Source organism: Bradyrhizobium sp. 44, assembly GCF_023073095.1.
Lineage (GTDB): Bacteria > Pseudomonadota > Alphaproteobacteria > Rhizobiales > Xanthobacteraceae > Bradyrhizobium.
On the sequence record NZ_JADPIY010000016.1, the window covers coordinates 509,190 to 532,978 of the forward strand.

At 63.8% G+C, this 23,789-nt stretch carries 22 protein-coding genes and 1 pseudogene; 19 read left to right on the top strand and 4 right to left on the bottom strand.

All coding sequences use genetic code 11. The features are described 5' to 3' along the window. The first annotated feature begins 38 nt into the window (after positions 1 to 38). The 13 genes and pseudogenes from IVB41_RS18890 (at position 39) to IVB41_RS18950 (ending at position 10,095) form a co-directional block, all read left to right on the top strand. Positions 39 to 857 (top strand): lytic transglycosylase domain-containing protein, encoded by an 819-nt coding sequence (locus IVB41_RS18890; RefSeq protein WP_247286612.1) that lies wholly within the window; start codon positions 39 to 41, stop codon positions 855 to 857. 197 nt (positions 858 to 1,054) lie between these two features. Further along, positions 1,055 to 1,276: a hypothetical protein gene (locus IVB41_RS18895; protein ID WP_007592399.1), complete on the top strand. Its 222-nt coding sequence runs from the start codon at positions 1,055 to 1,057 to the stop codon at positions 1,274 to 1,276. 12 nt (positions 1,277 to 1,288) lie between these two features. Further along, positions 1,289 to 1,711 carry a hypothetical protein gene (locus IVB41_RS18900; RefSeq protein ID WP_247433788.1) on the top strand — a complete coding sequence of 141 codons (423 nt, stop codon included), beginning with the start codon at positions 1,289 to 1,291 and terminating at the stop codon, positions 1,709 to 1,711. A gap of 403 nt (positions 1,712 to 2,114) precedes the next feature. Next, the gene (locus IVB41_RS18905) at positions 2,115 to 2,561 is read left to right on the top strand and encodes a MaoC family dehydratase (protein WP_247286609.1); all 447 of its coding nucleotides are present in this window, start codon (positions 2,115 to 2,117) and stop codon (positions 2,559 to 2,561) included. Between the two features lie 92 nt (positions 2,562 to 2,653). Beyond that, complete coding sequence (locus IVB41_RS18910) at positions 2,654 to 3,166, top strand: hypothetical protein (RefSeq protein ID WP_247433791.1); 513 nt, start codon at positions 2,654 to 2,656, stop codon at positions 3,164 to 3,166. A gap of 319 nt (positions 3,167 to 3,485) precedes the next feature. After that, a complete protein-coding gene (locus tag IVB41_RS18915) occupies positions 3,486 to 4,640 on the top strand; it encodes a helix-turn-helix transcriptional regulator (RefSeq protein ID WP_247433794.1) in 1,155 nt (384 codons plus the stop codon). A gap of 229 nt (positions 4,641 to 4,869) precedes the next feature. Then, a complete protein-coding gene (locus IVB41_RS18920) occupies positions 4,870 to 5,841 on the top strand; it encodes an AraC family transcriptional regulator (RefSeq protein WP_247286604.1) in 972 nt (323 codons plus the stop codon). Positions 5,842 to 5,923: 82 nt separating this feature from the next. Further along, on the top strand, positions 5,924 to 6,172 hold the full coding sequence (locus tag IVB41_RS18925; protein ID WP_247286603.1) for a DUF6894 family protein: 249 nt from the start codon (positions 5,924 to 5,926) through the stop codon (positions 6,170 to 6,172). A 167-nt stretch (positions 6,173 to 6,339) separates the two neighbouring features. Continuing rightward, entirely contained in the window at positions 6,340 to 7,458 is a 1,119-nt protein-coding gene (locus tag IVB41_RS18930) for a helix-turn-helix transcriptional regulator (protein ID WP_247433797.1), read from the top strand. Positions 7,459 to 7,570: 112 nt separating this feature from the next. After that, positions 7,571 to 8,690 (top strand): annotated as a pseudogene (locus tag IVB41_RS18935) (helix-turn-helix transcriptional regulator). Positions 8,691 to 8,922: 232 nt separating this feature from the next. Then, the gene (locus IVB41_RS18940; RefSeq protein ID WP_247433800.1) at positions 8,923 to 9,180 is read left to right on the top strand and encodes a hypothetical protein; all 258 of its coding nucleotides are present in this window, start codon (positions 8,923 to 8,925) and stop codon (positions 9,178 to 9,180) included. Then, on the top strand, positions 9,173 to 9,352 hold the full coding sequence (locus IVB41_RS18945) for a hypothetical protein (protein WP_247408195.1): 180 nt from the start codon (positions 9,173 to 9,175) through the stop codon (positions 9,350 to 9,352). Before IVB41_RS18940 ends, IVB41_RS18945 begins: the two co-directional genes overlap by 8 nt. Positions 9,353 to 9,366: 14 nt before the next feature. Next, positions 9,367 to 10,095, top strand: a complete 729-nt coding sequence (locus tag IVB41_RS18950; protein WP_007592375.1) for a sulfite exporter TauE/SafE family protein — start codon at positions 9,367 to 9,369, stop codon at positions 10,093 to 10,095. Here IVB41_RS18950 and IVB41_RS18955 read toward each other — a convergent pair. Together IVB41_RS18955 and IVB41_RS18960 are read right to left on the bottom strand one after the other, a co-directional pair. Then, on the bottom strand, positions 10,028 to 13,279 hold the full coding sequence (locus IVB41_RS18955) for an efflux RND transporter permease subunit (protein ID WP_247433803.1): 3,252 nt from the start codon (positions 13,277 to 13,279) through the stop codon (positions 10,028 to 10,030). The two genes, IVB41_RS18950 and IVB41_RS18955, sit on opposite strands and share 68 nt — an antisense overlap. A 148-nt stretch (positions 13,280 to 13,427) precedes the next feature. After that, positions 13,428 to 14,669 carry an efflux RND transporter periplasmic adaptor subunit gene (locus tag IVB41_RS18960; RefSeq protein WP_247433806.1) on the bottom strand — a complete coding sequence of 414 codons (1,242 nt, stop codon included), beginning with the start codon at positions 14,667 to 14,669 and terminating at the stop codon, positions 13,428 to 13,430. A gap of 201 nt (positions 14,670 to 14,870) precedes the next feature. On the opposite strand from IVB41_RS18960, the gene IVB41_RS18965 reads away from it, so the two are divergent. Further along, positions 14,871 to 15,476, top strand: a complete 606-nt coding sequence (locus IVB41_RS18965) for a TetR/AcrR family transcriptional regulator (protein ID WP_247433809.1) — start codon at positions 14,871 to 14,873, stop codon at positions 15,474 to 15,476. Between the two features lie 19 nt (positions 15,477 to 15,495). On the opposite strand, the gene IVB41_RS18970 is transcribed toward IVB41_RS18965, so the two are convergent. Continuing rightward, positions 15,496 to 17,007 (bottom strand): amidase, encoded by a 1,512-nt coding sequence (locus tag IVB41_RS18970; protein WP_247433811.1) that lies wholly within the window; start codon positions 17,005 to 17,007, stop codon positions 15,496 to 15,498. Between the two features lie 383 nt (positions 17,008 to 17,390). On the opposite strand from IVB41_RS18970, the gene rnz reads away from it, so the two are divergent. After that, positions 17,391 to 18,293 carry a ribonuclease Z gene (gene rnz / locus IVB41_RS18975; RefSeq protein ID WP_247433816.1) on the top strand — a complete coding sequence of 301 codons (903 nt, stop codon included), beginning with the start codon at positions 17,391 to 17,393 and terminating at the stop codon, positions 18,291 to 18,293. Between the two features lie 9 nt (positions 18,294 to 18,302). Here the strand turns inward: rnz and IVB41_RS18980 are convergent, their stop codons facing one another. After that, a complete protein-coding gene (locus IVB41_RS18980; protein WP_247433820.1) occupies positions 18,303 to 19,154 on the bottom strand; it encodes an IclR family transcriptional regulator in 852 nt (283 codons plus the stop codon). A gap of 102 nt (positions 19,155 to 19,256) precedes the next feature. Here IVB41_RS18980 and IVB41_RS18985 point away from each other — a divergent pair, with 102 nt between their 5' ends. From IVB41_RS18985 to pdxA, 4 genes are read left to right on the top strand one after another with little or no spacing between them, the layout of a single operon-like run. Further along, complete coding sequence (locus IVB41_RS18985) at positions 19,257 to 20,171, top strand: dihydrodipicolinate synthase family protein (protein WP_247433823.1); 915 nt, start codon at positions 19,257 to 19,259, stop codon at positions 20,169 to 20,171. Between the two features lie 24 nt (positions 20,172 to 20,195). Next, a complete protein-coding gene (locus IVB41_RS18990) occupies positions 20,196 to 21,641 on the top strand; it encodes an FAD-binding oxidoreductase (RefSeq protein WP_247433826.1) in 1,446 nt (481 codons plus the stop codon). Next, positions 21,638 to 22,744: a four-carbon acid sugar kinase family protein gene (locus IVB41_RS18995; RefSeq protein WP_247433828.1), complete on the top strand. Its 1,107-nt coding sequence runs from the start codon at positions 21,638 to 21,640 to the stop codon at positions 22,742 to 22,744. Before IVB41_RS18990 ends, IVB41_RS18995 begins: the two co-directional genes overlap by 4 nt. Continuing rightward, the gene (gene pdxA, locus IVB41_RS19000; protein ID WP_247433833.1) at positions 22,741 to 23,778 is read left to right on the top strand and encodes a 4-hydroxythreonine-4-phosphate dehydrogenase PdxA; all 1,038 of its coding nucleotides are present in this window, start codon (positions 22,741 to 22,743) and stop codon (positions 23,776 to 23,778) included. The genes IVB41_RS18995 and pdxA overlap by 4 nt, the downstream gene beginning before the upstream one ends. Positions 23,779 to 23,789 lie beyond the last annotated feature (11 nt).

Here is a 23,789-nt window from a genome sequence, read left to right on the forward strand (position 1 = left end):
CTCGGGCATCGGATCGCGGCAGAGAGAGGACATCGGACATGATCAGGGGCAGAACTGTAGCTGCGGCGGTTTTTGGGGCGATGACGCTGCTCAGCTGCGTGGCGCCCGCCGCCCACGCCGCGCAATGCGGCAGCTCGTCGGCCGGCTTCGAGGCCTGGAAGCGCGAGTTCAGCGCGGAGGCGCAGGGCAAGGGCGTTGGCCAGACCGCGCTCGCGGCCCTGGTGCAGACCAATTACGCCAGTGCCACCATCGCGGCCGACCGTGGCCAGCGCAGCTTCTCGCTAACGCTCGACCAGTTCCTCGCCAAGCGCGGCGCCACAACCATTGTGGCCAAGGGCCGCCAGCTCAAGCAGTCGCAGGCTGCCTTGTTCGCCTCGATCCAGCAGCGCTATGGCGTTCCGCCGGGCCCGTTGATTGCGATCTGGGGCATGGAAACCGGATTCGGCAGCCAGCGCGGCAACCAGAACATGCTCTCCTCGATCGCGACGCTGGCCTATGACTGCCGCCGTCCCGAATTCTTCACCGAGCAGCTCTATGCGGCGCTGAAGCTGATCGATCGCGGCACGCTGTCGGGGGCAACCCGCGGCTCGATGCACGGCGAAGTCGGCCAGACCCAGTTCATGCCCAAGAACATCCTGGCCTATGGCACCGGCAATCTCGAGGTTGCCGCCAATGCGCTGAACTCGACGGCGAATTTCCTCAAGGCCCATGGCTGGCGTGCAGGAGCCGGTTACCAGCCGGGTGAACCGAATTTCGTCGCCATCGAAGCCTGGAATGCCGCCGGCGTTTATCAGAAGGCGATCGCCCTGATGGGACGGCAGATCGACGAGGGCGGAGGAACGGCCGCCTCGCGCTGACCAGAGCCCCGTTTCGAAGGGGGTTCTAGCTTCTTGTTCTTGGCGCGTTTTCTTTGTGCGAACCGGCATCCACTTCGCTTGAACACGCTCCTGCTCAGCAAGGCGTGATGCGCCGACAAGAGAAAGTTGTTGCCATCAGGAACCGACGGCACGAGGTTTGCTTTGATCGAACAGGGCTGGGCATGAGGAGACTCAACATGGCAACCCAGATCGTGATGGACCAGACTGGCGACACGCGCCACGAGTTTGATCCTGGCAATGCCGAAGCGCTAGCGCGGGCCGAACGGCGCTTTCGGGAGCTGACCGGAGCGGGCTTCACCGCCGCGCTGCGAACCGGACCTGGCGAGGTCACCCGGATCCGATCGTTCGACCCGACCGCGCAGGAAACGCTGTTCTATCCCCGCCTAGTCGGCGGTTGATCTGAGCTGCTCATGATCTCGGCGGTCTGGCTCCGCGCGCCGGCGCGTGCGCGTCTGCATGCGCTACGCGAACTCTATCGGCGCTTCTTCGGCGAGAACACGCCGGATGCCCGCGGCCGCCGGCTCCTGGCCGAATGGCTGTCGCCGGCGCAGCGCGTCCAATTTGAGCAGTACCGGCATTTCGATGTCGTCGGCTGCGATACCGGCAAGACCTATCGCATCCATTATGGCACCGCCGCCAATGTCCATGAGATCGATGCGGCCGGAAATGCGACGATGGGGTGGTGCTTCGTCCCGTCAGGCTTTCTCGTCCCCGGCGACGTCATGCTCGCACAGAAGATCGCGCTCGAAACCGACGAGAGGGGAGCTCTCGCGCTCGCCAACAGGTTTCCGCCGGCAACACATTCGGAGCACTTCTACCGGCGGCCGTTCTAGGGCAAGGCTATCAGCCTAGAGCAAGGCTATCAGTGCAAGGCTATCAGTAATGTGTGGTGCGATAGGCATCCACCGCGTGCGCTGCGAAAACGCCGACGCTGCAAAGCGCGAGCAAGGCCGAGATCAGCTCGATCATAGCTCACCCTCCTGCGGCGGCAGGGCGACGAGGTGCTGACAGCAGGAATAATCCCAGATCAGGTCAAGGAAGAATTGCATGGTGGCCGTCCCTGTATCATTTTGACAACCAGATAACCGACCATCTGTTTCAGGCGTGTTTCGTCGCATCTGGAAACGGGTTTCTTGGGGAACCCCGGGCTGGTTTGTGCGCTGCGGAGCCGCTACATCCCGCTCTTGCTCAATCCCATTAGCCGCGAGGCGGCGCATCACATGGCGAGGCGAAATCATGGCGCAAGTCGAGTGGTTCGACGATCTCACCATTGGAATGCAGTTCAAATCCCCCGAAGTTCACGTCACCGCGGCCGACATCAAGCGGTTCGCGGCCGAGTTCGATCCGCAGCCGATGCATCTCGACCACGAAGCCGCCAAGCAGACCCTGTTCGGGGGTCTCGCTGCCTCGGGATGGCACACCGCCGCGATTGCCATGAGCCTCGCGATCCAGACCCGCCCCTTCGGCCCGCATCCGCTGATCGGCGCTGGCGTCGATGGGCTGCGCTGGACCATCCCGGTACGGCCCGATGACCGTCTGCATCTGGTCGGGGAGGTCATGAGCCTGACGCCGTCGAAGTCGAAGCCCCAGGGCATCGCATTGGTGAAATGGACGATGTTCAACCAGAACGGCGAGGAGGTTTACACCTTCACCCCGATCGCGATCGTGCCGCGGCAGGAGTAGGGCAGGGCCGGCGCCCTACGCACCCCCCGAAGCCCTTGCGGGTCACCGGCAGAGGTGGTCATCTCGGTCCGGGGAACACGCTGGAGGCTGACATGAAACGATCTCTTCTCGCCGCCGGGTTGCTGGCCGGCGCCTTGAGCGCCGTCGCTTTCACCGCGAGGCCGGTGCAGGCGCAACAAGCCAAAGTCGGCGACTGGACCATCGAAAAGCGTACGCAAGACGCACATTGCAATGCGAGCCGCGGCTACAAGGACAAGGAAGACGAGAACCGGGACTATGTCATCGTCATCACCTATTCCGAGAAAGCTATCGTCATCGTCATGATCTATGACGGCTGGGAGTGGGACAAGGTCGGCGAGATTCTCCGGGCCGATGTCGGGACCGATGACGCCGATATCATGAAGAAGGCGAAGTGGGAGGTCATGGACAAGACCACCGTTCGCGGTATCTTCGAATACGATCAGTCCATGATGGACCGGCTGTCCAAGGCCAAGCGTCTCTCGCTCGATTTCGAGGACGATGACGACGACAGCATCGAGATGCAGGTGCCGCGTGCCGGTGAAGCGCTGGCGGCGCTGAAATTCTGCGAGGAGAATCGCAAGTAGATGCCGGAGCCGGATGCGAGGCCGGCGGGATCGGTGGCGACAGGGTTCTGCAGCACGAACGGCGCCTGACGCATCGCACGCGTGACTCATCGCACACAGTCCGCGCGCTGTTCGCTTTAATCCTAGTCTTTGGCGAAAACGTCCAAGCCGCATCCTGCGGTTGACGTTACGCAAGGACGATGTTCGATATTCCAGCATTTCGTTGCAACGTTTTCTCGGCTTGGAATGGGGCGATTGACTGGCCCGTCTCCTCCGCCAGTGTCCGGATCGCGATCTCTCTCGCGCGTGCGAGCCATACGCGGATTGCGTCGTCCGGCCGATGACAATCCTCCACGCAAATCGATTCTCGTCCCTCGTCGGCGAGATCTACGACGCGGCGGTCGATCCCGCGCTGCGCAGCGGGATGCTGGAACAGGTTTCGCATTTCGTCGGCGGATGTGCCGTGACCATCCTGTCCAGGGACAGAGCCAGGCTCTCGATCGAGATCCATGAGCATTTTGGCAGCGAACCCCGCTTCCGCCAGCTTTATCGCGACCGATATGTGGAGCTCGACCCTCTGCTCGATCGTCATCTCACGTTCGCGGCGGAACAGACGATTGGCGTCGCCGACATCATGTCTCAGGCGGATTTCCTGGCAACAAGCTTCTATCGCGAGTGGGTGGAACCGCAAGGAGCGATAGACCTTGCAACCGTTGCCCTCGAGAAGTCGGAGACGCGCACCACGATCCTGCAGGTGTTGCGCCACCGGTCGCGCGGACTCGTTGACGAGCCGATGCGAGAGCGCATGCGGCTGCTTGCTCCGCACCTCCAACGCTCCAGAGCCATGGGCCGGCAGATCAGGGCGCGCGCTCATACCGTGGACGACCTTGCCGATGTCTTGGATGGGCTGAGCACGGCGATCTGCCTGCTCGACGCAGATGGGGTCGTGCATGCCAACGCAGCATGCCGCGGGCTGTTCGCCGATGCCAGCCTGCTCGCAATGGTCGGCGACCGGATCGTGGCCCGCAACACCCAGACCGACAAAATATTCCGCGGCCTGTGCGAAATCGATTCAGGCAGCGAAACTCGTTCCGCTGCCCGCCGCCAGATCGAGCTTGCGACGTCGGTTGATGGGCAGCACTATCTGCTCCACGCTTTTCCCCTGAAGCGCGATCGCATCCCATCGCGAGATGCCGCAGCCACGGTGCTGTTCGTGCAGAAGGCCTCGGCGGCGACATGGCTCGCAGCCGATGCGATCGCTGCGGCCTTCAGGCTGACACCGTCCGAACTGCGCGTATTGATGGCCATTATCGAGATTGGCGGCGTTCCCGACATCGCTGCAAAGCTCGGCATCGCCGAAACGACGGTGAAGACGCATCTCGGCCGCCTGTTCGAGAAGACCGGCGCCGGCAGGCAGGCCGACCTGGTCAAGATCGCCACCGGTTTTGCCGTTCCATTCGCGCGTCGAACGAACGGCAGTGGCGAGGCCGTGTGATCCATTTCACATGGTTCGCCGTTATGTGCCGCAATCTCAATCCATTGTGATGAGCCTAGCTCCCGTGTCCTCCGAATGCAGGACGCGAGTCATTTGATACTTTCGTATATCGCGATCCAGAAAAGTGAAGAGCAGCAAGCGCCGCGAAGAGATGCCACGACGGCGTCAAACGCGAGTGTGAGGAAACGACAGCGCACGGCCGGACCTGCTCGTCGGTTGGAGGATTGCAGTGAGCCAATTTGATTTTTCCGTTATCAATGTTTCAACGAACGAAATTCCCGAAAACGAGCGTATCCCGCTGCTTCGCGATTTCTACTGCCGCGGGGTGTTGAAGGCGGAGGTCGAGGTGAGGGAAGGAAAGCCGTTTGCGGCGAGCTTCACCTCCCACGTCTTGCCGGAAGCCCAATTGCTGATGGGAGGATTGTGCGGAGCGCGGGTCATTCGCACCAAGCACCTGGTTGCCGACGGCGACGACAGTCTGGCCCTGATCGTGAATCGATCTGGCGTGCTTGGGATATCCGAGCGGGGACACGATCTGAGCCTTCGTGCGGGAGAGGCCGTCCTGACAAGCGCGGAGGACGTCACGACGTTCGAGCGATTGTCCCTGGGTAGCTGTTTCTCGCTCCGTGTGCCGAGACGCGTGCTGGCGCCGATGATCGTGGATGTCGATGACGCCGTGATGCGGGTGATGCCGGAGAGCTCGACGGGACTTCGATTGCTGGTCGATTACGCGGTGACGCTGGTGCGGGAGAAGGCATTCGCGATGCCCAATTTGCGCAAGCTCGGGGTCGGGCATCTGCACGATCTTCTGGCAATCGTCCTCGGTGCCACCAACGAGCCGCGGGAGCTGGCCGGGCGGCGCGGCGTCAAGGCGGCACGGCTGCAGAAGGCCAAAGTCTCCATCGCCAACAATTGCTGGCGGCAGGATCTCTCAGTTGCCACGGTCGCTCAGGAGCTCGGCGTGACGCCGCGTTATCTCCAGCGCCTGTTCGAGGCCGACGGCAAGACGTTCTCGTCCTTCCTGATCGAACAACGCGTCAAGCGTGCGCATCGCATGTTGCGCGAACCCGGATACGCCGAGCGGACGGTCAGCTCGATCGCCTACGATGTCGGTTTCGGCGATCTCTCCTATTTCAACCGCTGCTTCCGGCGGACTTATGGCGCCACGCCCAGTGACGTCAGGAGCCGCGAGATGTCGTGACCGCGCGCGATTGAATGTCAGGTCAAATGCCGATTGGAGACGGCACGGGCGTGCGCCGCCCGCAGTTGGAGTGTTGTGTTGCATGCGCCGTTTTTTCTTTGATCTTATGCTCGGCAATATCGTGAAGATCGATCCGGGTGGCATGGTGTTCGAGTGCCCCGAAGCGACATTCGTGGTGGCCAACGAGATGGCAAGCCACCTGTTCGTCTGGCGCGACGATTTGCGCGGTCGCGATGCCTGCATCCGGGTCAGAGACACCGACGGGCGCGAGATCTATCGCGCCGCGGTCTGGTCGGAGAATGTGGAGAAGGTCGGCTGGGACGAGACGTGAGCGTCCCGGTGCGGTATCGCGACTCTGCATCAGTAGCGCCCGAAACGGATATCCGTTCGTTCCGGCCCGGGCTCCATCCGCCGGGCCGGCGTCCTCCGATCGGAGGATGCCGCATGCTGTGGTTGTGGTATGCTTGGTGATATTGATCACCCAGGCCATTTATAGCCATGCACGGACCACGGAAACTGCCCGACCTGGTCGAGGCCATCTACGATGCCGGGCTCGATCCCTCGCTGTGGAATAACGTCGTCACCGGCATCCGCGACTTCGTCGGCGGCCAGGCCTGCGGGCTGTTTTCCAAGGACTCGATCAGCAAATTCGGCGTCACGCACTATTATTGCGGGGCGGACCCGCACTACATCCGGCTCTATTCCGAGACGCATTCGAAGTTCGATCCACTGACGGTCCTGCCGCCGCATGGCCAGATCGTCAGCATCCCGGATCTCGTCAATTTCGATGAATATCGGCGAGGACGCTTTTACCAGGAATGGATGCGGCCGCAGGGTTGCAGCGATGCGGCCAACGTCGTGCTCGAGAATTCGAATGCGAACTGCCCGGTGATGATGACGGTGCTGTCGGGCCGCCGGATGGTGGATCCGGTGATGAAGCACCGCCTCTCGCTGGTCGTCCCGCACGCCAGTCGCGCGTTGCTGATCAACCGCGCCATGACCTCGCAACTGACGCTGGCGACGGCGCTGGCGGAGGTCCTGGACAATCTTGCCTGCGGCATCTTCCTGCTCGATGGTTTCTGCCGGGTGGTGTACGCGAATTCCGCGGGGCACGATTTGCTTGCGGCCGACGATCTGGTTCGGTCCGTTGCCGGGCAATTGGTGACCAGCAGTGCGGAGGCCAATCAGACGCTGCGGGAAGCGTTCGCGACCCGCAATGAAATTACCCTGCTTGCCACACAGGGGCATGCGTTTTCGCTGCTTTCGCCTTCCGGCGAGCGCTACGTCGCGCACATCCTGCCGCTGTCGTCCGTCCTGCGGGACCGCAGCGAGCGGGTGATCGATGCCGTCGGTGCGCTGCTGCTGCGCAAGGTATCGCCCGGCGGACAGTCCTACGGCGAATTGATCGCGCGGACATTCGACCTTACACCGGCCGAGCTGCGCGTGTTCCTGTCGATCGTCGAGGTTGGCGGCGTCCCGGAGACGGCGGTCGCGCTCGGTATCGCGGAAACGACGGCGAAGACGCATCTGCATCGCGTGTTCGCCAAGACGGGCGTTTCGCGTCAGGCTGATCTTGTCAAGCTTGCTGCAGGATTCTCCAATCCGCTCGTCAACTAGACCGTTGATTTTGCCATCACGATTGAACCTTTCGCTCCCGCGAAAGACTCACGGAAGCCGCCAGGCATGAAGAACATGTCGCCATCTCCATGTGTCAGTATTGGCTCTTCCAATGCCCCGACCTCCAAAGCCGTCCGAGTTGATCGAGACTATCTATGACGCGGGTCTCCACCCGGAGTTGTGGAGCGAGGTCGTTGTCAAACTCAATGCCTTCATCGGCAGCCAGGCCTGTGGTCTGATTTCGAAGGACCCGGTCAGCAAATCGGGCGCGACGCATTATTACTGCGGGGTCGATCCGCACTACATTCAGCTCTATGCGGAGACCTACTCCCGGTACGACCCACTTGCTCGGCTTCCGCGCTATGGCGAGGTGCGCAACATTCCCGATCTCGTGGATTTCGACGAATATCGCCGCGGCCGCTTCTACCAGGAATGGCTGCGCCCCCAGGGCTGCGTCGACGTCGCCAATGTGGGTGCTGGAGCAGTCGAAGTCGCCCTGTCCGATGCTGATGACGGTGATTCCGGGCAGGGGGATGCTCGACGCCGAGCAACGGGCGCGGATGCAGTTCCTGGTTCCGCATGCGAGTCGGGCGTTGCTGATCAACCGGGCGATCGAACGGAAGCAGCAGCGCGCGATCGCGCTCGCCGACGTCGTGGATCAGTTGAATGCGGGTGTCATCCTGCTCGATTCGGCCTGTCATATCGTCCACAGCAATCCGGCCGCGGGGACAATCCTGGCCGTCGATGATGTCCTGCGGTCTGTCTCGGGCCGGTTGGTGGCAAGCTCCTCCACTGTAAATTCGGCGTTGCGCGATATTTTCCGCGACCCAAGCGAAGTCGCTTTGGCGGCATCTTCGGGTCGGAAAATTCCGCTGATATCGCGTGACGGCTCCTACTACGTCGCGCAAATCATCGCGCTGCCATCATTGCTGCGCGAGGGTACGGCCGAGCGCAGTTCGGCCGTCGGAGCCTTGTTCATCTGGAAAGCGGAACTCGACGGCCGGTCGTGTGCCGGTCTCATTGATCGCACCTTCGAACTCACGCCTGCGGAACTGAGGGTCTTGCAGTCGATCGTCGATGTCGGCGGCGTGCCGGAGACCGCGGTTGCGCTCGGCATCGCGGAGACGACGGTGAAGACGCATTTGCATCGGGTGTTCGCCAAGACCGGCGTTTCTCGTCAAGCCGATCTCGTCAAGCTGGCAGCTGGATTCTCCAATCCGCTCGTGCACTGAGACGCGTTCAAAAAAACGCAGGCGAGTCGCTGCAGCTCGCAATAGGTTCAATCAGAAACATCATTAGAAAGTTATCGCGCGTCGTTCGATCGAATGACGCGATTTTCCGCGCTCTATTCTACTGAACATCACACGGTCTGTTGTTCGACGTATCGGGCATTTGTGTGAAGCAATTCACTGCAGACGGAAGTGGATCCCGTCAACCTCTCGAGCAGGTTGAGAGGAGATTGTCATGCGAACGGCGTCACCAGTTCTGACAGGCAGGTTCCGCGATATCGTCGCCCGCATAGGCGCGGTACTCCGCGCGCAGCGAGAAATCGACGCGCAGCGCGTGTTGCACCGCTATCGCCATCTGCTGGAGCAGCCGCACGAAACATTGCGTTTGAATGAAATCATTCCGGTCAGCAACGAAGAGGATATTGCAGAAAATGCCCACGGATCTGATGGGTGCGAGCGCGCCGCCGAACACCCCAAATTCGAACGTGCGTAACGTCAACTTCGTCGCGATCGCGCTGACCGCGGCGCTCGTCACGCTCCAACTGGTCGGCCTCGCGATGGTGGAGCGATCTCACGCTTACGCGATGCATCCGTCGGCTCCACTCGAGCCGGCCGCTTGCACGGAGAGCGCCGAGGTCCCTGTCTCGCAAATTACCTACGATTGACCGGAGGGCGGATTGTGCCTGATGTCACGACTCTGATGCTGCTCAGCGTTGCCGTGTTCGCCGGTGCCTTCGTCTCCGGGCTCTCGGGATTTGCCTTCTCGGCGGTCGCGGGCGCCATCCTGCTCCGGGTGTTTCAGCCGCTCGAAGCCGTGCCGTTGATGATGGCGTGCAGCATTGGCGTGCAGGCCACCAATCTGTGGGCGCTTCGACGCAATATCCGCTGGGAAGGCAGCCTGCTGCTGATCGTCGGTGGCTTGATCGGAGTTCCCATCGCGGTATCGCTGCTCCAGAGCACCGATACGCATCTGCTCCGGCGCGGCTTCGGCATCATCGTTGCACTCTATGCCGCCTACATGTTGCTGCGGCCAACGTTGGTGACGGCCGGCGAGGCGGTCGGGCGGCATTGGGTTGCCTTGATCGGGTTCGGGGGAGGGCTGGTCGGCGGGCTGACCGCGATGCCCGGCGCGATCCCGACGATCTGGTGCGACATGCGCGGCATGCCCAAGAGCGAGCAGCGCGGCCTGGTGCAGCCGTTCATCGCCGCGATGCAGCTGTTCGCGATCGCGCTGCTGGTCGGACATCAGGATCTGTCGTCAAAAGTCTTCGTCGATCTCGCGGTCAGCCTGCCGGCGCTGTTCGCAGGCTCCGCGCTCGGCGTGATCGCCTTCCACAGGGTCAACGAGACGGTCTTTCGCAAGACCGTGCTCGTTCTGTTGTTGCTGTCGGGGATTTCCCTGATCTAGTGCCCGACGGGTGCACCGGCGCTGCGCTGGTATCGCTGCCGTGATGCGTCAGCGGCTTCATGCCGGTGACGGTCCGCAGCAGCACATAAAACACCGGCGTCAGGAACAGGCCGAACACGGTGACGCCGATCATGCCGGAGAACACGGCGACGCCCATGGCGCGCCGCATCTCCGAGCCTGCGCCGGTGGACAACACCAGCGGCAAGACGCCCATGATGAATGCCATCGACGTCATCAGGATCGGGCGCAACCGCAGCCGGCTCGCCTCGATCGCCGCCCGGATCGGCGTGCGGCCTGCGAACTCGAGCTCGCGCGCGAATTCGACGATCAGGATCGCGTTCTTGGCCGAGAGTCCCACCAGCACGATCAAGCCGATCTGGGTGAAGACGTTGTTGTCGCCCTTGGAGATCCAGACGCCGAACATCGCAGCCAACAGGCCCATCGGCACGATCATGAGGATCGAGAGCGGCAAGGTCAGGCTTTCATAGAGTGCGGCCAGCACCAGGAACACCAGCAGGATCGCCAGTGGGAACACCCAGAGGCCGGAATTGCCGGCGATGAACTCCTGATAGGTCAGGTCGGTCCATTCGAAGGCGAAGCCGGGCGGCAATGTCTCCGCCGCAATCCGCGTCGCTACCTCCTGTGCCTGGCCGGAGGAAAAGCCGGGCGCAGCCGCCGCGTTGATGTCGGAGGACAGGAAGCCGTTGTAGCGGATCGTGCGCTCGGGGCCCGCGCTCTGGCGGATCGTGAGCAACGCCGACAGCGGCACCATGTCGCCGGAGGACGAGCGCACCTTCAACTGCCTGATGTCGTCGGCACGCGCGCGGAACGGCGCGTCGGCCTGCACGTAAACGGAATAGGTGCGACCAAACTTGTTGAAGTCGTTGACGTAGTAGGAACCGAGATAGATCTGGAGCGTGTTGAACACCTCCGTCACGGGGACGCCGAGCTGGAGCGCCTTGGTGCGGTCGATATCGGCAAAGAGCTGGGGCACGTTGACCTGGAAGCTCGAGAACACGCCCGCGATCTCCGGTGCCTTCTGCATCGCCGCCATGAACGCATTCGTCGCCTGGTTCAGCGCCTCATAGCCGAGGCCGGCGCGATCCTCGATCTGCAGCTTGAAGCCGCCGATGGTGCCGAGACCGTTGACCGGCGGCGGCGGGAACATGGCGATGAAGGCCTCCTGAATCCCCGCGTATTTCTTGTTGAGGTCGGCCGCGATTGCATTGCCGCTCAGCGCGGGGCCCTTGCGCTCGTCGAACGGCTTCAGCGTCGAGAACACGATGCCGGCGTTGGAGGAGTTGGTGAAGCCCGAGATCGACAGGCCCGGGAATGCAACCGAGCTCTCGACACCGGGCTGGGTCAGCGCGATGTCGCTCATCTTGCGGATGACGTCTTCGGTGCGGTCCAGCGTTGCGCCATCAGGCAGTCGCGAGAACCCGACCAGATACTGCTTGTCCTGACCCGGCACGAAGCCGCTCGGGACCTGCTGGAACAGGAAGGCGGTGAGGCCGACCAGGACCAGATAGAGGCCCATGATTGCCGCCTTGCCCGAGATCACCTTGGTGACGGTGCCGCTGTAATTCTCCGACGAGCGTGTGAACACCTTGTTGAAGCCGCGGAAGAACCAGCCGAGGCCCTTTTCCATGATGATGGTCAGCCGGTCCTTCGGCTCGTTGTGTCCCTTGAGCAGCAGGGCCGACAACGCCGGCGACAGCGTCAGCGAGTTGACGGCCGAGATCACGGTCGAAATCGCGATCGTCAGCGCGAACTGCTTGTAGAATTGCCCGGTGAGGCCGGAGATGAAGGCGAGCGGCACGAACACGGCGATCAGAACCATGGCGATCGCGATGATCGGCCCCGACACCTCGCGCATCGCCTGGTAGGTCGCATCGCGCGGCGACAGCCCGCCCTCGATGTTGCGCTCGACGTTCTCGACCACCACGATGGCGTCGTCGACCACGATGCCGATCGCAAGCACCAGGCCGAACAGGCTGAGCGCGTTGATGGAGAAGCCGAAGACGTGCATCACGGCGAAGGTGCCGACGATCGACACGGGCACCGCCAGCAGCGGAATGATCGAGGCGCGCCAGGTCTGGAGGAACAGGATCACCACCAGCACCACCAGCGCGATCGCCTCCAGCAGCGTGTGGATCACGGCCTCGATCGACGAGCGGACGAATTGGGTCGGGTCGTAGACGATCTGGTAGGACACGCCTTCCGGCATGTTCTTCTTGATCTCGGCCATGGTGGCCCGAACGTGGTCGGAAATCTCGAGCGCGTTGGAGCCGGGCGCCTGGAAGATCGGGATCGCAACCGCCTGCTTGTTGTCGAGCAGCGAACGCAGGCCGTATTGCGAGGCGCCGAGCTCGATGCGTGCGACGTCGCGCAGCCGGACCACCTCGCCACGCGTGCCGGTCTTGACCACGATGTCGCCGAACTGCTCCTCGTTCGCAAGCCGTCCCTCGGCGTTGACGGACAGTTGCAGGTCGATGCCCTTGACGTTCGGGGACGAGCCGACCACGCCGGCGGCGGCCTCGACGTTCTGCGCCTGGATCGACTTGACGATGTCGCTTGCGGTGAGGCCGTGCTCGGCTGCCTTCTGCGGATCGACCCACACCCGCATCGAATAGTCGCCGGCGCCATAGAGTTGAACGTCGCCGACGCCGTCGATCCGCGCCAGCCGGTCCTTGACGTTGAGCACGGCGTAGTTGCGCAAATACGTCATGTCGTAGCGATTGTTCGGCGACAGCAGATGCACGACCATGGTGAGGTCGGGCGAGGACTTCTTGGTGATGATGCCGAGCTGCCGCACCACGGCGGGCAGGCGCGGCTCGGCCTGCTGCACGCGGTTCTGCACCAGCTGCGTCGCCTTGTCAGGATCGGTGCCGAGCCGGAACGTCACCGTCAGCGTCATCGCGCCGTCGGTGGTCGCCTGGCTCGACATGTAGAGCATGTTCTCGACGCCGTTGATCTGCTCCTCGATCGGCGTCGCCACCGTTTCCGCGATCACCTTCGGATTGGCGCCGGGATAGGTTGCGCGCACCACCACCGAGGGCGGCACGACGTCGGGATATTCCGAGATCGGCATCGCGAACAGCGAGATCAGGCCCGCGAGAAAGATCAGGACCGACAGCACGCCGGCGAAAATCGGACGATCGATGAAGAATTTCGAGAGATTCATGGCCTTGCCCCTGCGCGAGAGATGACTCTCCCGTCATTCCCGGGCGCGGACAAAGCCGCGAACCCGGAATCCAGAAGTATGTCTAGGTAGTTCAACGATTTCGACATTCCGGTTCGCGCTGCCCGCGCGCTCCGGCATGGCGGAGACGCTAACGCTGCACGACGTCCTGATTGCTGTGGTTGGATGCCTGCTGTGGCCCGCGCGCGCCCATTGCCGCGATCTCCGTCTTGAGCAGGGCACCCGGGCGCACGCGCTGGAGGCCGTTGACGATGATGCGGTCGCCGGTCTTCAGCCCCGCCGTCACGATACGCAACCCGTCCACCGAGCCGCCAAGCGTGATCGATCGGTAGACCGCGCGGCTATCGTCGCCGACCGCCATTACGAACTTCTTGTCCTGATCGGTGCCGATCGCGCGCTCGTCGATCATGACCAGCGATTGCTGCTTGGGTTGGCCCATGCGCACGCGGGCGAACTGACCGGCGATGAAACGCCCGTCCTCGTTGTCGAACACCGCGCGGACACGGATGGTGCCGCTCTGGCCGTTGACCTGGTTGTCGATGAGCTGGATGTGCCCCTTCGCCGAGAGACCACCGGAGGTCGCCATCGCGACCGGGATCTGGTCGAGATTGCCGCGCTTGCCGGAGTCCTCGGAAATCGAGTTCAACGCCCGCACCACCAGCTCTTCATCCGCATCGAATGACGCATAGATCGGATTGACCGAGACCAGCGACGTCAGCACCGGAGAGGCGGTGCCGGCGGCGACGAGATTGCCGACGGTGATTTCGATCTTGCCGACGCGGCCGTCCACGGGCGCACGTACCTCGGTGTAATCCAGATTGAGTTTTGCGGTCTGGAGCGTCGCCTCGGCCGCCTTCACGTTGGCGATGGCCTCGCGGTTGGCGTTGTCGCGCTGATCGTAGTCGCGCCGCGTGACCACCGCGTTGCCTACCAGTTGCGCGCCGCGCTCGAGCTCATTCTGCGTGAACACGACGCGCGCTTTCGCAGCTTCGAGTTGGGCCGCGGCCTTGTCGACCTCGGCCGCGTAGGGCGCCGGGTCGATCTTGAACAGGACGTCGCCTGCCTTCACCAGCGCACCTTCGGTGAAGTTGGTCGACAGGATCGCACCGGCCACGCGCGGGCGAAGCTCGACGCGTTGGATGGCCTCGAGCCGGCCGGAGAAATCGTCCCACAGCACCGTCTGCTTTGGTTCGATCAGCGCGACAGTGACGGGGACGGCTTGCTCGGCCGCGGCGGTCGCGGCCGCCTGCGCGGCACGAAAGTAATGGCCGGTCGCGATCGAGCCGGCTACGACGAGAGCGCCCATGATGGCGACGCCGCCGAGAAGGCGGCGGACACGGCCAGGGCGAGAGGTATTTTGGGAGGGGGGCATTTGCGCGCTCCAGATATGTAGTGTTCACTACAGATGTGGAGCTGGATACCGCAGCGCAAGATACTTATGTACCGTCCGCTAAGAAAATTGTAGCCGCTTACCGCAAGAGTTGGCAAGTGGAAGAGAAAATAAAGCGAGAACAAAGAGATAGGATCGGGCGTTAGGCTCAGGGACGACGCCGATTTCGAGGAGAACAGGCACATGGGCATGGGACGCCCCCGCGAATTCGACGCCGAAAGGGCGTTGGACCAGGCGATGGAAGTGTTTTGGCGCCATGGCTACGAGGGTGCCACGATCGCTCAGTTGACCGAGGCCATGGGGATCAACCCGCCTAGCCTCTATGCCTGTTTCGGCAACAAGGAAGGGCTGCTGAAGGCCGCACTCGACCGCTATACCAAACTGCGCAACGTCTGGATGGACGAGGTGGTGGCGGCACCCACCGCCCGCGACGTCGCCGAGCGGATGCTGATGGGCATCGCCGACAAGCAAACTGATCCGGCCAACCCGCCGGGCTGCCTGCTTGTGCAGGGCGGCATTGCGTGCGGCACCGGATCAGAGAGCGTCCCTTTTGAACTCGCCGCCCGCCGCGCCGAGAACGAGGACCAGCTTCGCGACCGTTTCATCCGCGCCAAGACCGAAGGCGATCTCAAGCCGGGCTCGGATCCCGCAGCACTTGCGCGCTATGTCTCGGCCGTCTCGGTCGGCATGGGCGTGATGGCGTCGTCAGGCTCCGATCGCGAAGCGCTGCAGCAGGTCGCGAGCGTCGCCGTGCAGGCGGTCGAGGCGCAGTCGACTGAAAGAACCTGACGACCGTTGCCGCCTTCCTCTACCATGTCACCGATTGCGTGGCAGCCAACGAGGGCGGCGGGACGAAGCCGCCGAACGCGCGTTCGATCAATCCGGCGAGCGCAATCGTGGTGCGATCCTCGAGATAAGGCCCGATGATCTGGACGCCGATCGGCAGGCCCGATGGCGTGCGCTCGATCGGAACGGCGGTCGCAGGCAGTCCGCAGGTCGAAGCGGGGTCTGCCCAGATGAAGCACGCATCGGCATAGGGATAGAGCTGTCCATCGATATCCAGTTGCCGCGCGTCGAACGGCTCGGACTGGTCCTGTGGAAACGCCGGCACGGCCGCGGCGGGGTAGATCACTGCGTCGAAGTCGCGGAACAGCTCCTGCCACCGTTGTTGCAGCCGCAAGCGCGCCGCATCGGTCGCCAGCCATTCGCGATGGACCATCGCCCAGCCGCGCGCGCGCTCGGCCTGCAGGCTGCGGTCGTCGGGCGAAAGTGCCGCGGCAACTCCTTGCGCCTCCGCGAGGGCGGCCGGTGTCAGGCGCGGGCTGCGCGCGGCGTTGAGCAGCTTCATGTAAAGCCGCGCGGACTCGGCGAGATCGGGCAGCGATGCGCTCGAGCGCGCAACCCGCGCGCCTGATCGTTCGAGCCGTTCCGCCAACCGCCCGATGGCGGAACGCACGGCATCGCCTGTCGGCATCAACGGATGCGTATCGATCACGAGAATCCTGAAATCCCTGAGCTGGTCGTGTCGGGGGGCCGGCAACGCAAGACGATAGCCGATCCCGTCGCGCGTCTCGTCGGGGCCGGCGATCACGTCGAGGGCGAGCGCGAGGTCCGAGGCGGTGCGCGTCATCGGCCCGACGACGGCCAGATCGCCCTGGCCAGGCACGGGCGGCGCCGGCGGCAGGCTGTATCCGCGCAGCGGGACCAGGCCGAGGCTCGGCTTGTGTCCGAACACACCGCAGAAATGCGCGGGCACCCGGATCGAGCCGCCGATGTCCGAGCCGATCGAGAGCGGTCCGAATCCCGCAGCCAGCGCCGCACCCGATCCGCCTGAGGAGCCGCCGGGCGACCGGCCGAGATCCCATGGATTGCTCGTCGTCCCGTAGATCTCATTGTAGCTCTGAAAATCCCGCAGACCGATCGGGATGTTGGTCTTGCCGATGATGACAGCGCCCGCTGCCTTCAAGCGCGAGACGACAAGGGCGTCCTCCGCCGGCTGGAAATCCCTGAAATGCGGAAAGCCCCATGTCGTCGGCAGGCCGGCGACGTTGAACGGTTCTTTCAACGTCACGGGGATGCCGAGCAATGGCTGCTGCTCGCCGCGGCCAAGCGCGGCATCGGCGGCGCGTGCGGCGTCTCTTGCGCGATCGAAATCGCGAACGACGACGGCATTGATCCGCCCGTCCAGCGCCTCGATGCGCGCGATCGTATGCTCGATCAACTCCGACGCAGAAACCTTGCGCGCGTGCAGGGCGCTCAGCAGTGTGCTGATCGAACCGTAGTCCCAGTCAGTGGGCATCGGCGGCAGTCCCCGTTGCATCACGATCTCCATTGTCTCGCCTCGCCGTGTCGAGGTCGTTCGGCTGCAAGCCGCGAGTCGATTCATGTATCGAACATGCGGCGGGAAAAGGTGCGGTCGGCCATGCCATCCGAACCGCTCACGGCGTCGGCGCGACTTGCGGATTCAAAATCTGGGATCATGCAATTCTGCGCCTGTTTTGCCCGACGAGTCAAACCGTCTTTGCGGGCAGGATACCCGCCACGCGGTGCGAAATTCTTCAATGATTTGTACTGTGCATGGGGTTGTTTTCGCGTTTTTTTCGAGCGTCCTGCGGGGACCGGCGCTTGATGCGGATCGATGGGCTCTGTACGCGCTGCTGCTCGCGTGGCATTGGGGGCGGTGAAGTCTGGATACTGACGAGCATGTTCGCCCTGACATTCCTTGGGACCTCGGCAAGCGTTCCGTCGACGGAGCGCAACCATCCGGCTCTCCTCGTGGAGGCTGCGGGCAAGCGGGTCCTCATCGATTGCGGCGAGGGTACGCAGCGCCAGTTGCTGCGCGGCGGTGCGGGGTTTCGCCGGCTTGACCGCATTCTGCTGACGCATGCCCATCTCGATCACGTGCTCGGCATCCCCGGTCTCTTCTCGACGCTGGGGTTGCGCCAGCAATCGGACGTGATGACCGTCCATGGAGGGCAGGGGACACTCGACATCGTCATCCGCATGCTTGCCGGCCTGTGGGGCACAGGCAGGGCGCCGATCCCTGTGGAGTTCGCGCCGCTGATTGAAGGACAAGTTATCGACGCCGGTGACTTCACCATCGACTGCTTTCCGGTCCGCCACCGGGACACCGACAGCTTTGGTTTTTCCTTCCGGAGCCCCGCACGTCGCCATCTGGAGCGGGAGCGACTCGCTGAGCTCGGTGTTCCCGATGGGCCGATGCGCGGAGAACTGGCGGCGGGACGACCGGTCGTGATCGCCGGCCGTACGATCGATCCGGAAGACGTTCTGGGGCCGCCGAGCGGCGGCAGGAAGCTCGTGGTAATCGGCGACACCGAAACTACCGACGGGCTATCCAAACATGTCGTCGACGCCGATCTGCTGGTGGTCGAGGCGACCTTCCTCGATCGCGACGCCGCGACCGCACGGGACTATGGCCACCTCACCGCCCGCGAGGCGGCTTCATTTGCCGCAGCGAACAACGTCGGGCAACTCGTGCTGAATCACATGTCGGGGCGTTATCGGGACGAAGAAATTCTGGCCGAAGCGACAAGGATTTTTCCAAGTACCCGGATCGCTGCCGACTTCGATCACATCGTGATTTGAACGCCGCCCTCAGCTCGTCAATCCCGACTTGATCGCGAGGTCCTGCACCTCTCGCGTCGCCTGCATCAGCCTTGGCAGTGCCTGGTCGCGGAAGGTCTGCATGTCCATGCGCATCGCATCGACAGTGACGCTCAATCCCCCGATCACGAGACCCCGGGCATCGAAGATCGGCGTTGCCAGCGTGCGCAGGCCATAGGCGTTCTCGCCGTCGGAGACGGCATGACCCTTCTTCTTCACCTGATCGAGCCGGGCGAGCAGGGCATCGAGATCGGTCAGCGTTCGCTCCGACAATTTGACGCGAGGGCGCGCTTCCAGTCGCTCGATCTGCTCGTCCCGCGCCAGATGCGCCAGCATGGCATGACCGAGCGCGGCGCTGTAGGCGGGAATGCGCGTCCCCGGCCGGCGATCCATCTTGTGGCGGTCGAGGCCCGCGCCGATGCGCGCGAGATAAACCACGTCGCCGCCGTCGAGGATCCCGAGCGAAGCCGCATCGCCGACATCAGGCACGAGATCGCGCAGCAGCGGCTCGACGATCGGTCGCAACGATCCGTGCGACAGCACGGTGTAGCCTAGGTCGAGACAGGCAACCCCGAGGCGGAACCGGCGGCTTTGCGGAACCGCCTGGACATAGCCGAGCTCGACCAGGGTCTGGATCAGCCGGAACGCCGTCCCGCGATCGAGATCGGCGCGTGCGGCAATCTCACTCAGGGTCAACTCGAAGGCCTCGCTGGTGAAGCCTTTGAGCACAGCGAAGGCCTTGCCGACGGAAGCGACATAATTCTTGGGATTCTTCGGGATCGTTGCCGGTGCGCGCTTCGTGGCCTTCTTTTCGATCTTGGCCATGCTGTAATGTCTCGCCATGACATGTCGCCCTTGACGTGGCGGCAAGCTGATTTTACGACAGGCCAAACTAATAACAAATGTTCGCATTCCGAACAACATCGATTGACGATCGGAGGAAGTTTGTCGACATCATCGCTGCACCCTCATGGGGTGTTCTCCGCCGCGCTGACGCCGCTCGACGCCGAGCTCGCTCCCGATCATGCGCGCTTCGTCGCGCATTGCCGCCATCTTCTGGACGAAGGCTGCGACGGCATCGCGTTACTGGGCACGACAGGCGAGGCGAACTCTTTTTCGGCGGCCGAGCGCATCGCACTGCTCGAGGCCGTTGTCGCCGCCGGTATCACACCGCAGCGGCTGCTGCCCGGCACGGGCGTTGCCGCGCTCAGTGAGACCATTGCGCTGACGCGCCACGCACTCTCGGTCGGCGTCGATACCGTCGTGATGTTGCCGCCGTTCTACTACAAGGGCGTCACCGACGACGGCATCTTCGCCTCCTACAGCGAAGTCGTGCAGCGCATCGGCGATGCCAGGCTCAAGGTCGTGCTCTATCACATCCCGCAGATGTCGGCGCAGCCGATCTCGCATGCCCTGATCGAGCGGCTGCGCGCGGCTTATCCGTCCACCTTCACCGGCATCAAGGATTCCTCCGGCGACTTCGCCAACATGACCGCGATGGTCGAGCGCTTCCCGGGCTTTTCGGTCCTGGTCGGGGCCGATCCGCTGCTGTTGCCGCTGCTGCGCAAGGGTGGCGCCGGTTGCATCACCGCGACTTCCAATCTCGTCGCGCGCGATCTTGCCTATGTCTACAAGCATTTCCGCGACAGCGACGACGACGCGGCACTCAAGGCTGCGCAGGCGCGCATCGTGAAAGCGCGCGAATTGGTGTCGCGTTTCCCGCAGATGGCTTCCCTGAAGGCGCTGGTGGCCGAGCGCACCGGCCACGCCGGATGGCAGCGCCTGCGGCCGCCGCTGGAATCCTTGCCGCCGGAGCAGGTCAAAGAGCTGCTCGCGAACGCGACGGCAATCGCTGCCTAGCGCGGCGCGCGACGAGGCCATCCGATGTCCGACCCTTTCCGTGATGCGTTGACCGGGCTTGCCGCCATCATCGGCGACAAGCACGTCATCGCGTCCGGGGCCGACCAGGAGCCGTACGTCGTGGACTGGCGCGGGCGTTATCACGGTCGCGCCGCCGCCGTGGTGAAGCCCGGCTCGACCGCGGAGGTCGCCTCCGTCGTCGAGTACTGTGCGGCAAGGCAGCTCGCGATCGTACCGCAAGGTGGCAACACCGGGATGTGCGGCGCCGCGACCCCGGATGATCGTGCGGGCAATGTCGTGATCCGGCTCGACCGGATGCGGGCCGTGCGCGACGTCAGCCCGCTTGCCAACACCATCACGGTCGAGGCCGGATGCATTCTCGCCGTGGTGCAGAATGCAGCCCGGGACGTCGATCGCTATTTCCCCCTGAGCCTGGGTGCCGAGGGCTCCTGCCAGATCGGCGGCAATATCTCGACCAATGCGGGCGGCACGGCTGTGCTACGCTACGGGCCGACGCGCGATCTCGTGCTCGGGCTGGAGGTCGTGCTGCCCGACGGGAGAATCTTCAACGGCCTGCGTGCGCTTCGCAAGGACAACACAGGTTACGCGCTCAAGCAGCTCTTCATCGGTGCAGAGGGGACGCTCGGCATTGTCACCGCTGCCGTGTTGAAATTGTTTTCGCCGCCGCGCAGCTCGGCGCTGGCGCTGCTCAAATTGCAGGGCGTCGAGCAGGCGCTGGAGATCATGCAGCGCCTGCGCGGTGCCGTCGGCGACCGGCTCGGCAGTCTCGAGATCATGTCGCGATCACAGGTCGAAGCGATATCGGAGACCGTGCCGCATGTCACGATCCCGTTCGAGCTGACGACGCCGTGGTATCTGATCGTCGAGCTGACCGACACGCTCGCGGGCGTCGACCTCGATGAGCCGCTCGGCACGGTGCTAATGGATGCGATGGAGGCGGGGCTCGCCGAGGACGTCATCCTGGCGTCCAACCTGGCGCAGGCGAAGGCCATCTGGGCCGTCAGGCACAGCGTGTCCGAAGGCAACAAGCGCAGCGGCTATGTCGTGTCGCACGACAGCGTGGTGCCGCTGGAGCGTCAGGCCGCCTTCGTCACCAATGTCGAGGCCCGGATCAACGCCGCCGTGCCGCATGCGCGCGTCGTGATGCACGGCCATATCGGCGACGGCAACATCCACGTGATCGCCCTGATCGAGCGCGCGCATGGCCGGGATCCGGATGCGATGGCCGCGCTGGTCGCTGAGATCAACGAGATCGTGGACGACGAGACCGTGGCGCAGGGCGGGGCGATCAGTGCCGAGCATGGCATCGGGACCACCAATCGCAGCCGGCTCGCCCGCGTCACCGATCCCCTCGATATCAAGCTGATGCGCGATATCAAGCAATTGCTCGATCCCAAGGGCCTGATGAACCCGGGCAAAATCTTCAATGTTGGAGGCGCGCGGGGATGACGAGCGTCCGCCTGCTTGCCGATGATCTCACCGGTGCGCTCGACACCGCGGCGGAGTTTGTCGGGCTGTGCGGACCGTTCAACGTCACCTGGCCGGAAGCGTCTGCGTTGCAGGATTCCGGAAGCCTCGCGATCGACAGTGGCAGCCGCGAGCGGTCGAAGGCCGAAAGCACCGAGATCGTCGGACGGCTGGCGCCGCGGCTTCAGGGTGGGACGATCGCCTACAAGAAGGTCGACAGCCTGCTGCGTGGCTCATGGGCCGCTGAGCTCGGGGCCTGCCTGCGCAGCGGCCATTGGGCGTCCTGCGTTGTCGCACCTGCCTTCGACTATCAGGGGCGCCGCACCGTGGCTGGACAGCAATTTGCGCGTACGGTGCAAGGCGACTGGCATCGTGTCGGAGAGAATCTCCTGACCCAGTTGCAGGTGGAGGGCATCGAGGCACGACAGGGCGGAGCCGATACGCTCTCGCGGGGCGGCGTTCAGGTCTTCGACGCCGAGAGCGATATCGAGCTCGATCGGGTGGTCGAGATGGGACGGCGCATGCCGGGGCCCGTGCTCTGGTGCGGAAGCGGCGGACTGGCCGGTGCGCTCGCCCGCAGTCATCGCGCCGATGCGCCGGACCAGTTGAAGCTGCCGGTGCTGGGGCTGTTCGGCTCCGACCAGGTCGCCACCGCCTCTCAACTTGCAGCATGCGGTGAGGCAACCATCACGCTTGCGGAAGCCGAGGGCGCGCCGCGCGTCCAGCGCAAACTGGCCGCCGACGGCGTTGCGCTGGTCAGGTTCTCCCTCGCCGACGGTCTGACCCGTGCCGATGCGGCGCGACGGATCGCGCGCGAGATGACGGCGGTGATTGCGACACTTGAGCGGCCGGGCACGCTGATCGTTGCCGGCGGAGAGACTTTGAAGGCCGCATGCGTTGCCCTCGGCGCGCATGCGCTGCAGGTGACAGGACGTATCGTGCCGGGATTGCCGCGCTCGATCTTGCAGGACGGCCGCTGGGCCGGCGTCGACGTGATCTCGAAATCCGGCGCGTTCGGCCCCAGCGAGCTGTGGCGCGATCTGCTCCGGACCAATCATTTGCTCAACTTGGAGAGTCCGACATGACCTCTCGCCATCTTGCTATTACCATGGGCGATCCGGCCGGAATCGGACCGGAGATCATCGTCAAGGCCTGCGTCGGCCTGAAGGACCGGATCGCGACGGGCGATCTGCGTCTGTTGATCATCGGCAGCGGCGCGGCACTCGATGGGGCGAAAGCCACGCTCGATGCGGGCATTGCGATCCCGGAGGTTACGCCCGACGATCGCGAGTGGCCAAACTTGTGCTTCCTGCAGGCCGACGTCGAAGGCGACCCGATCAAGCCCGGCGCGCTCTCGGCCGATGGCGGCCGTTTTGCCTACAAGGCGATCGAGCAGGGCGTCCGCCTGACGCAGGCGGGACGGACCGCGGCCATCGTCACGGCACCGCTCAACAAGGAAGCGCTCAACAAGGCTGGCTATCATTTCCCCGGTCATACCGAGATGCTGGCGCATCTCACCGGTGTGCGCGGCTCGGTGATGCTGCTCGCCCATGGCAACATGCGCGTCAGCCATGTCTCGACCCACGTGGCGCTCGAGGACGTGCCGAAGCGTCTGACGCCGGAGCGCCTGCGCATGGTCATCGACCTCACCAACGATGCGCTGCTCAGGCTCGGCATCGCCAAGCCGAAGATCGCGATCTCCGCGCTCAATCCGCACGCCGGCGAGGGCGGCCTGTTCGGCCGGCAGGACATCGACGTGTCCGCGCCGACGATTGCCAAAGCGGTCGCCGACGGCCTCGATGTCGTCGGTCCCGTGCCCGGCGACACTGTCTTCGTCAAGTTGCGGGCCGGCCAGTACGATGCCGTGGTAGCGATGTATCACGACCAGGGGCACATCCCCGTCAAACTGCTCGGCTTCCAGATCGATCCTGCGACCGGGCGCTGGCAGGAGCTCTCCGGCGTCAACATCACGCTGGGCCTGCCGATCATCCGCACCTCCGTCGATCACGGCACTGCCTTTGATATCGCCGGCAAGGGCATCGCCAACGAGCACAGCCTGATCGAGGCCATCGACTATGCCGAACGGCTGGCCGCTGGCGCCTCCGCATCCAAATCATGAGATCGAGCGCG

Coding starts and splice junctions, on each gene's coding strand:
- pdxA (WP_247433833.1), top strand. CDS start 22,741: ATGACCTCTCGCCATCTTGCTATTACCATGGGCGATCCGGCCGGAATC.
- IVB41_RS18890 (WP_247286612.1), top strand. CDS start 39: ATGATCAGGGGCAGAACTGTAGCTGCGGCGGTTTTTGGGGCGATGACG.
- IVB41_RS18955 (WP_247433803.1), bottom strand. CDS start 13,279: ATGAATCTCTCGAAATTCTTCATCGATCGTCCGATTTTCGCCGGCGTG.
- rnz (WP_247433816.1), top strand. CDS start 17,391: ATGTTCGCCCTGACATTCCTTGGGACCTCGGCAAGCGTTCCGTCGACG.
- IVB41_RS18905 (WP_247286609.1), top strand. CDS start 2,115: ATGGCGCAAGTCGAGTGGTTCGACGATCTCACCATTGGAATGCAGTTC.
- IVB41_RS18940 (WP_247433800.1), top strand. CDS start 8,923: ATGCGAACGGCGTCACCAGTTCTGACAGGCAGGTTCCGCGATATCGTC.
- IVB41_RS18930 (WP_247433797.1), top strand. CDS start 6,340: ATGCACGGACCACGGAAACTGCCCGACCTGGTCGAGGCCATCTACGAT.
- IVB41_RS18990 (WP_247433826.1), top strand. CDS start 20,196: ATGTCCGACCCTTTCCGTGATGCGTTGACCGGGCTTGCCGCCATCATC.
- IVB41_RS18980 (WP_247433820.1), bottom strand. CDS start 19,154: ATGGCGAGACATTACAGCATGGCCAAGATCGAAAAGAAGGCCACGAAG.
- IVB41_RS18900 (WP_247433788.1), top strand. CDS start 1,289: ATGATCTCGGCGGTCTGGCTCCGCGCGCCGGCGCGTGCGCGTCTGCAT.
- IVB41_RS18995 (WP_247433828.1), top strand. CDS start 21,638: ATGACGAGCGTCCGCCTGCTTGCCGATGATCTCACCGGTGCGCTCGAC.
- IVB41_RS18925 (WP_247286603.1), top strand. CDS start 5,924: ATGCGCCGTTTTTTCTTTGATCTTATGCTCGGCAATATCGTGAAGATC.
- IVB41_RS18910 (WP_247433791.1), top strand. CDS start 2,654: ATGAAACGATCTCTTCTCGCCGCCGGGTTGCTGGCCGGCGCCTTGAGC.
- IVB41_RS18895 (WP_007592399.1), top strand. CDS start 1,055: ATGGCAACCCAGATCGTGATGGACCAGACTGGCGACACGCGCCACGAG.
- IVB41_RS18960 (WP_247433806.1), bottom strand. CDS start 14,669: ATGCCCCCCTCCCAAAATACCTCTCGCCCTGGCCGTGTCCGCCGCCTT.
- IVB41_RS18970 (WP_247433811.1), bottom strand. CDS start 17,007: ATGCAACGGGGACTGCCGCCGATGCCCACTGACTGGGACTACGGTTCG.
- IVB41_RS18965 (WP_247433809.1), top strand. CDS start 14,871: ATGGGCATGGGACGCCCCCGCGAATTCGACGCCGAAAGGGCGTTGGAC.
- IVB41_RS18915 (WP_247433794.1), top strand. CDS start 3,486: ATGACAATCCTCCACGCAAATCGATTCTCGTCCCTCGTCGGCGAGATC.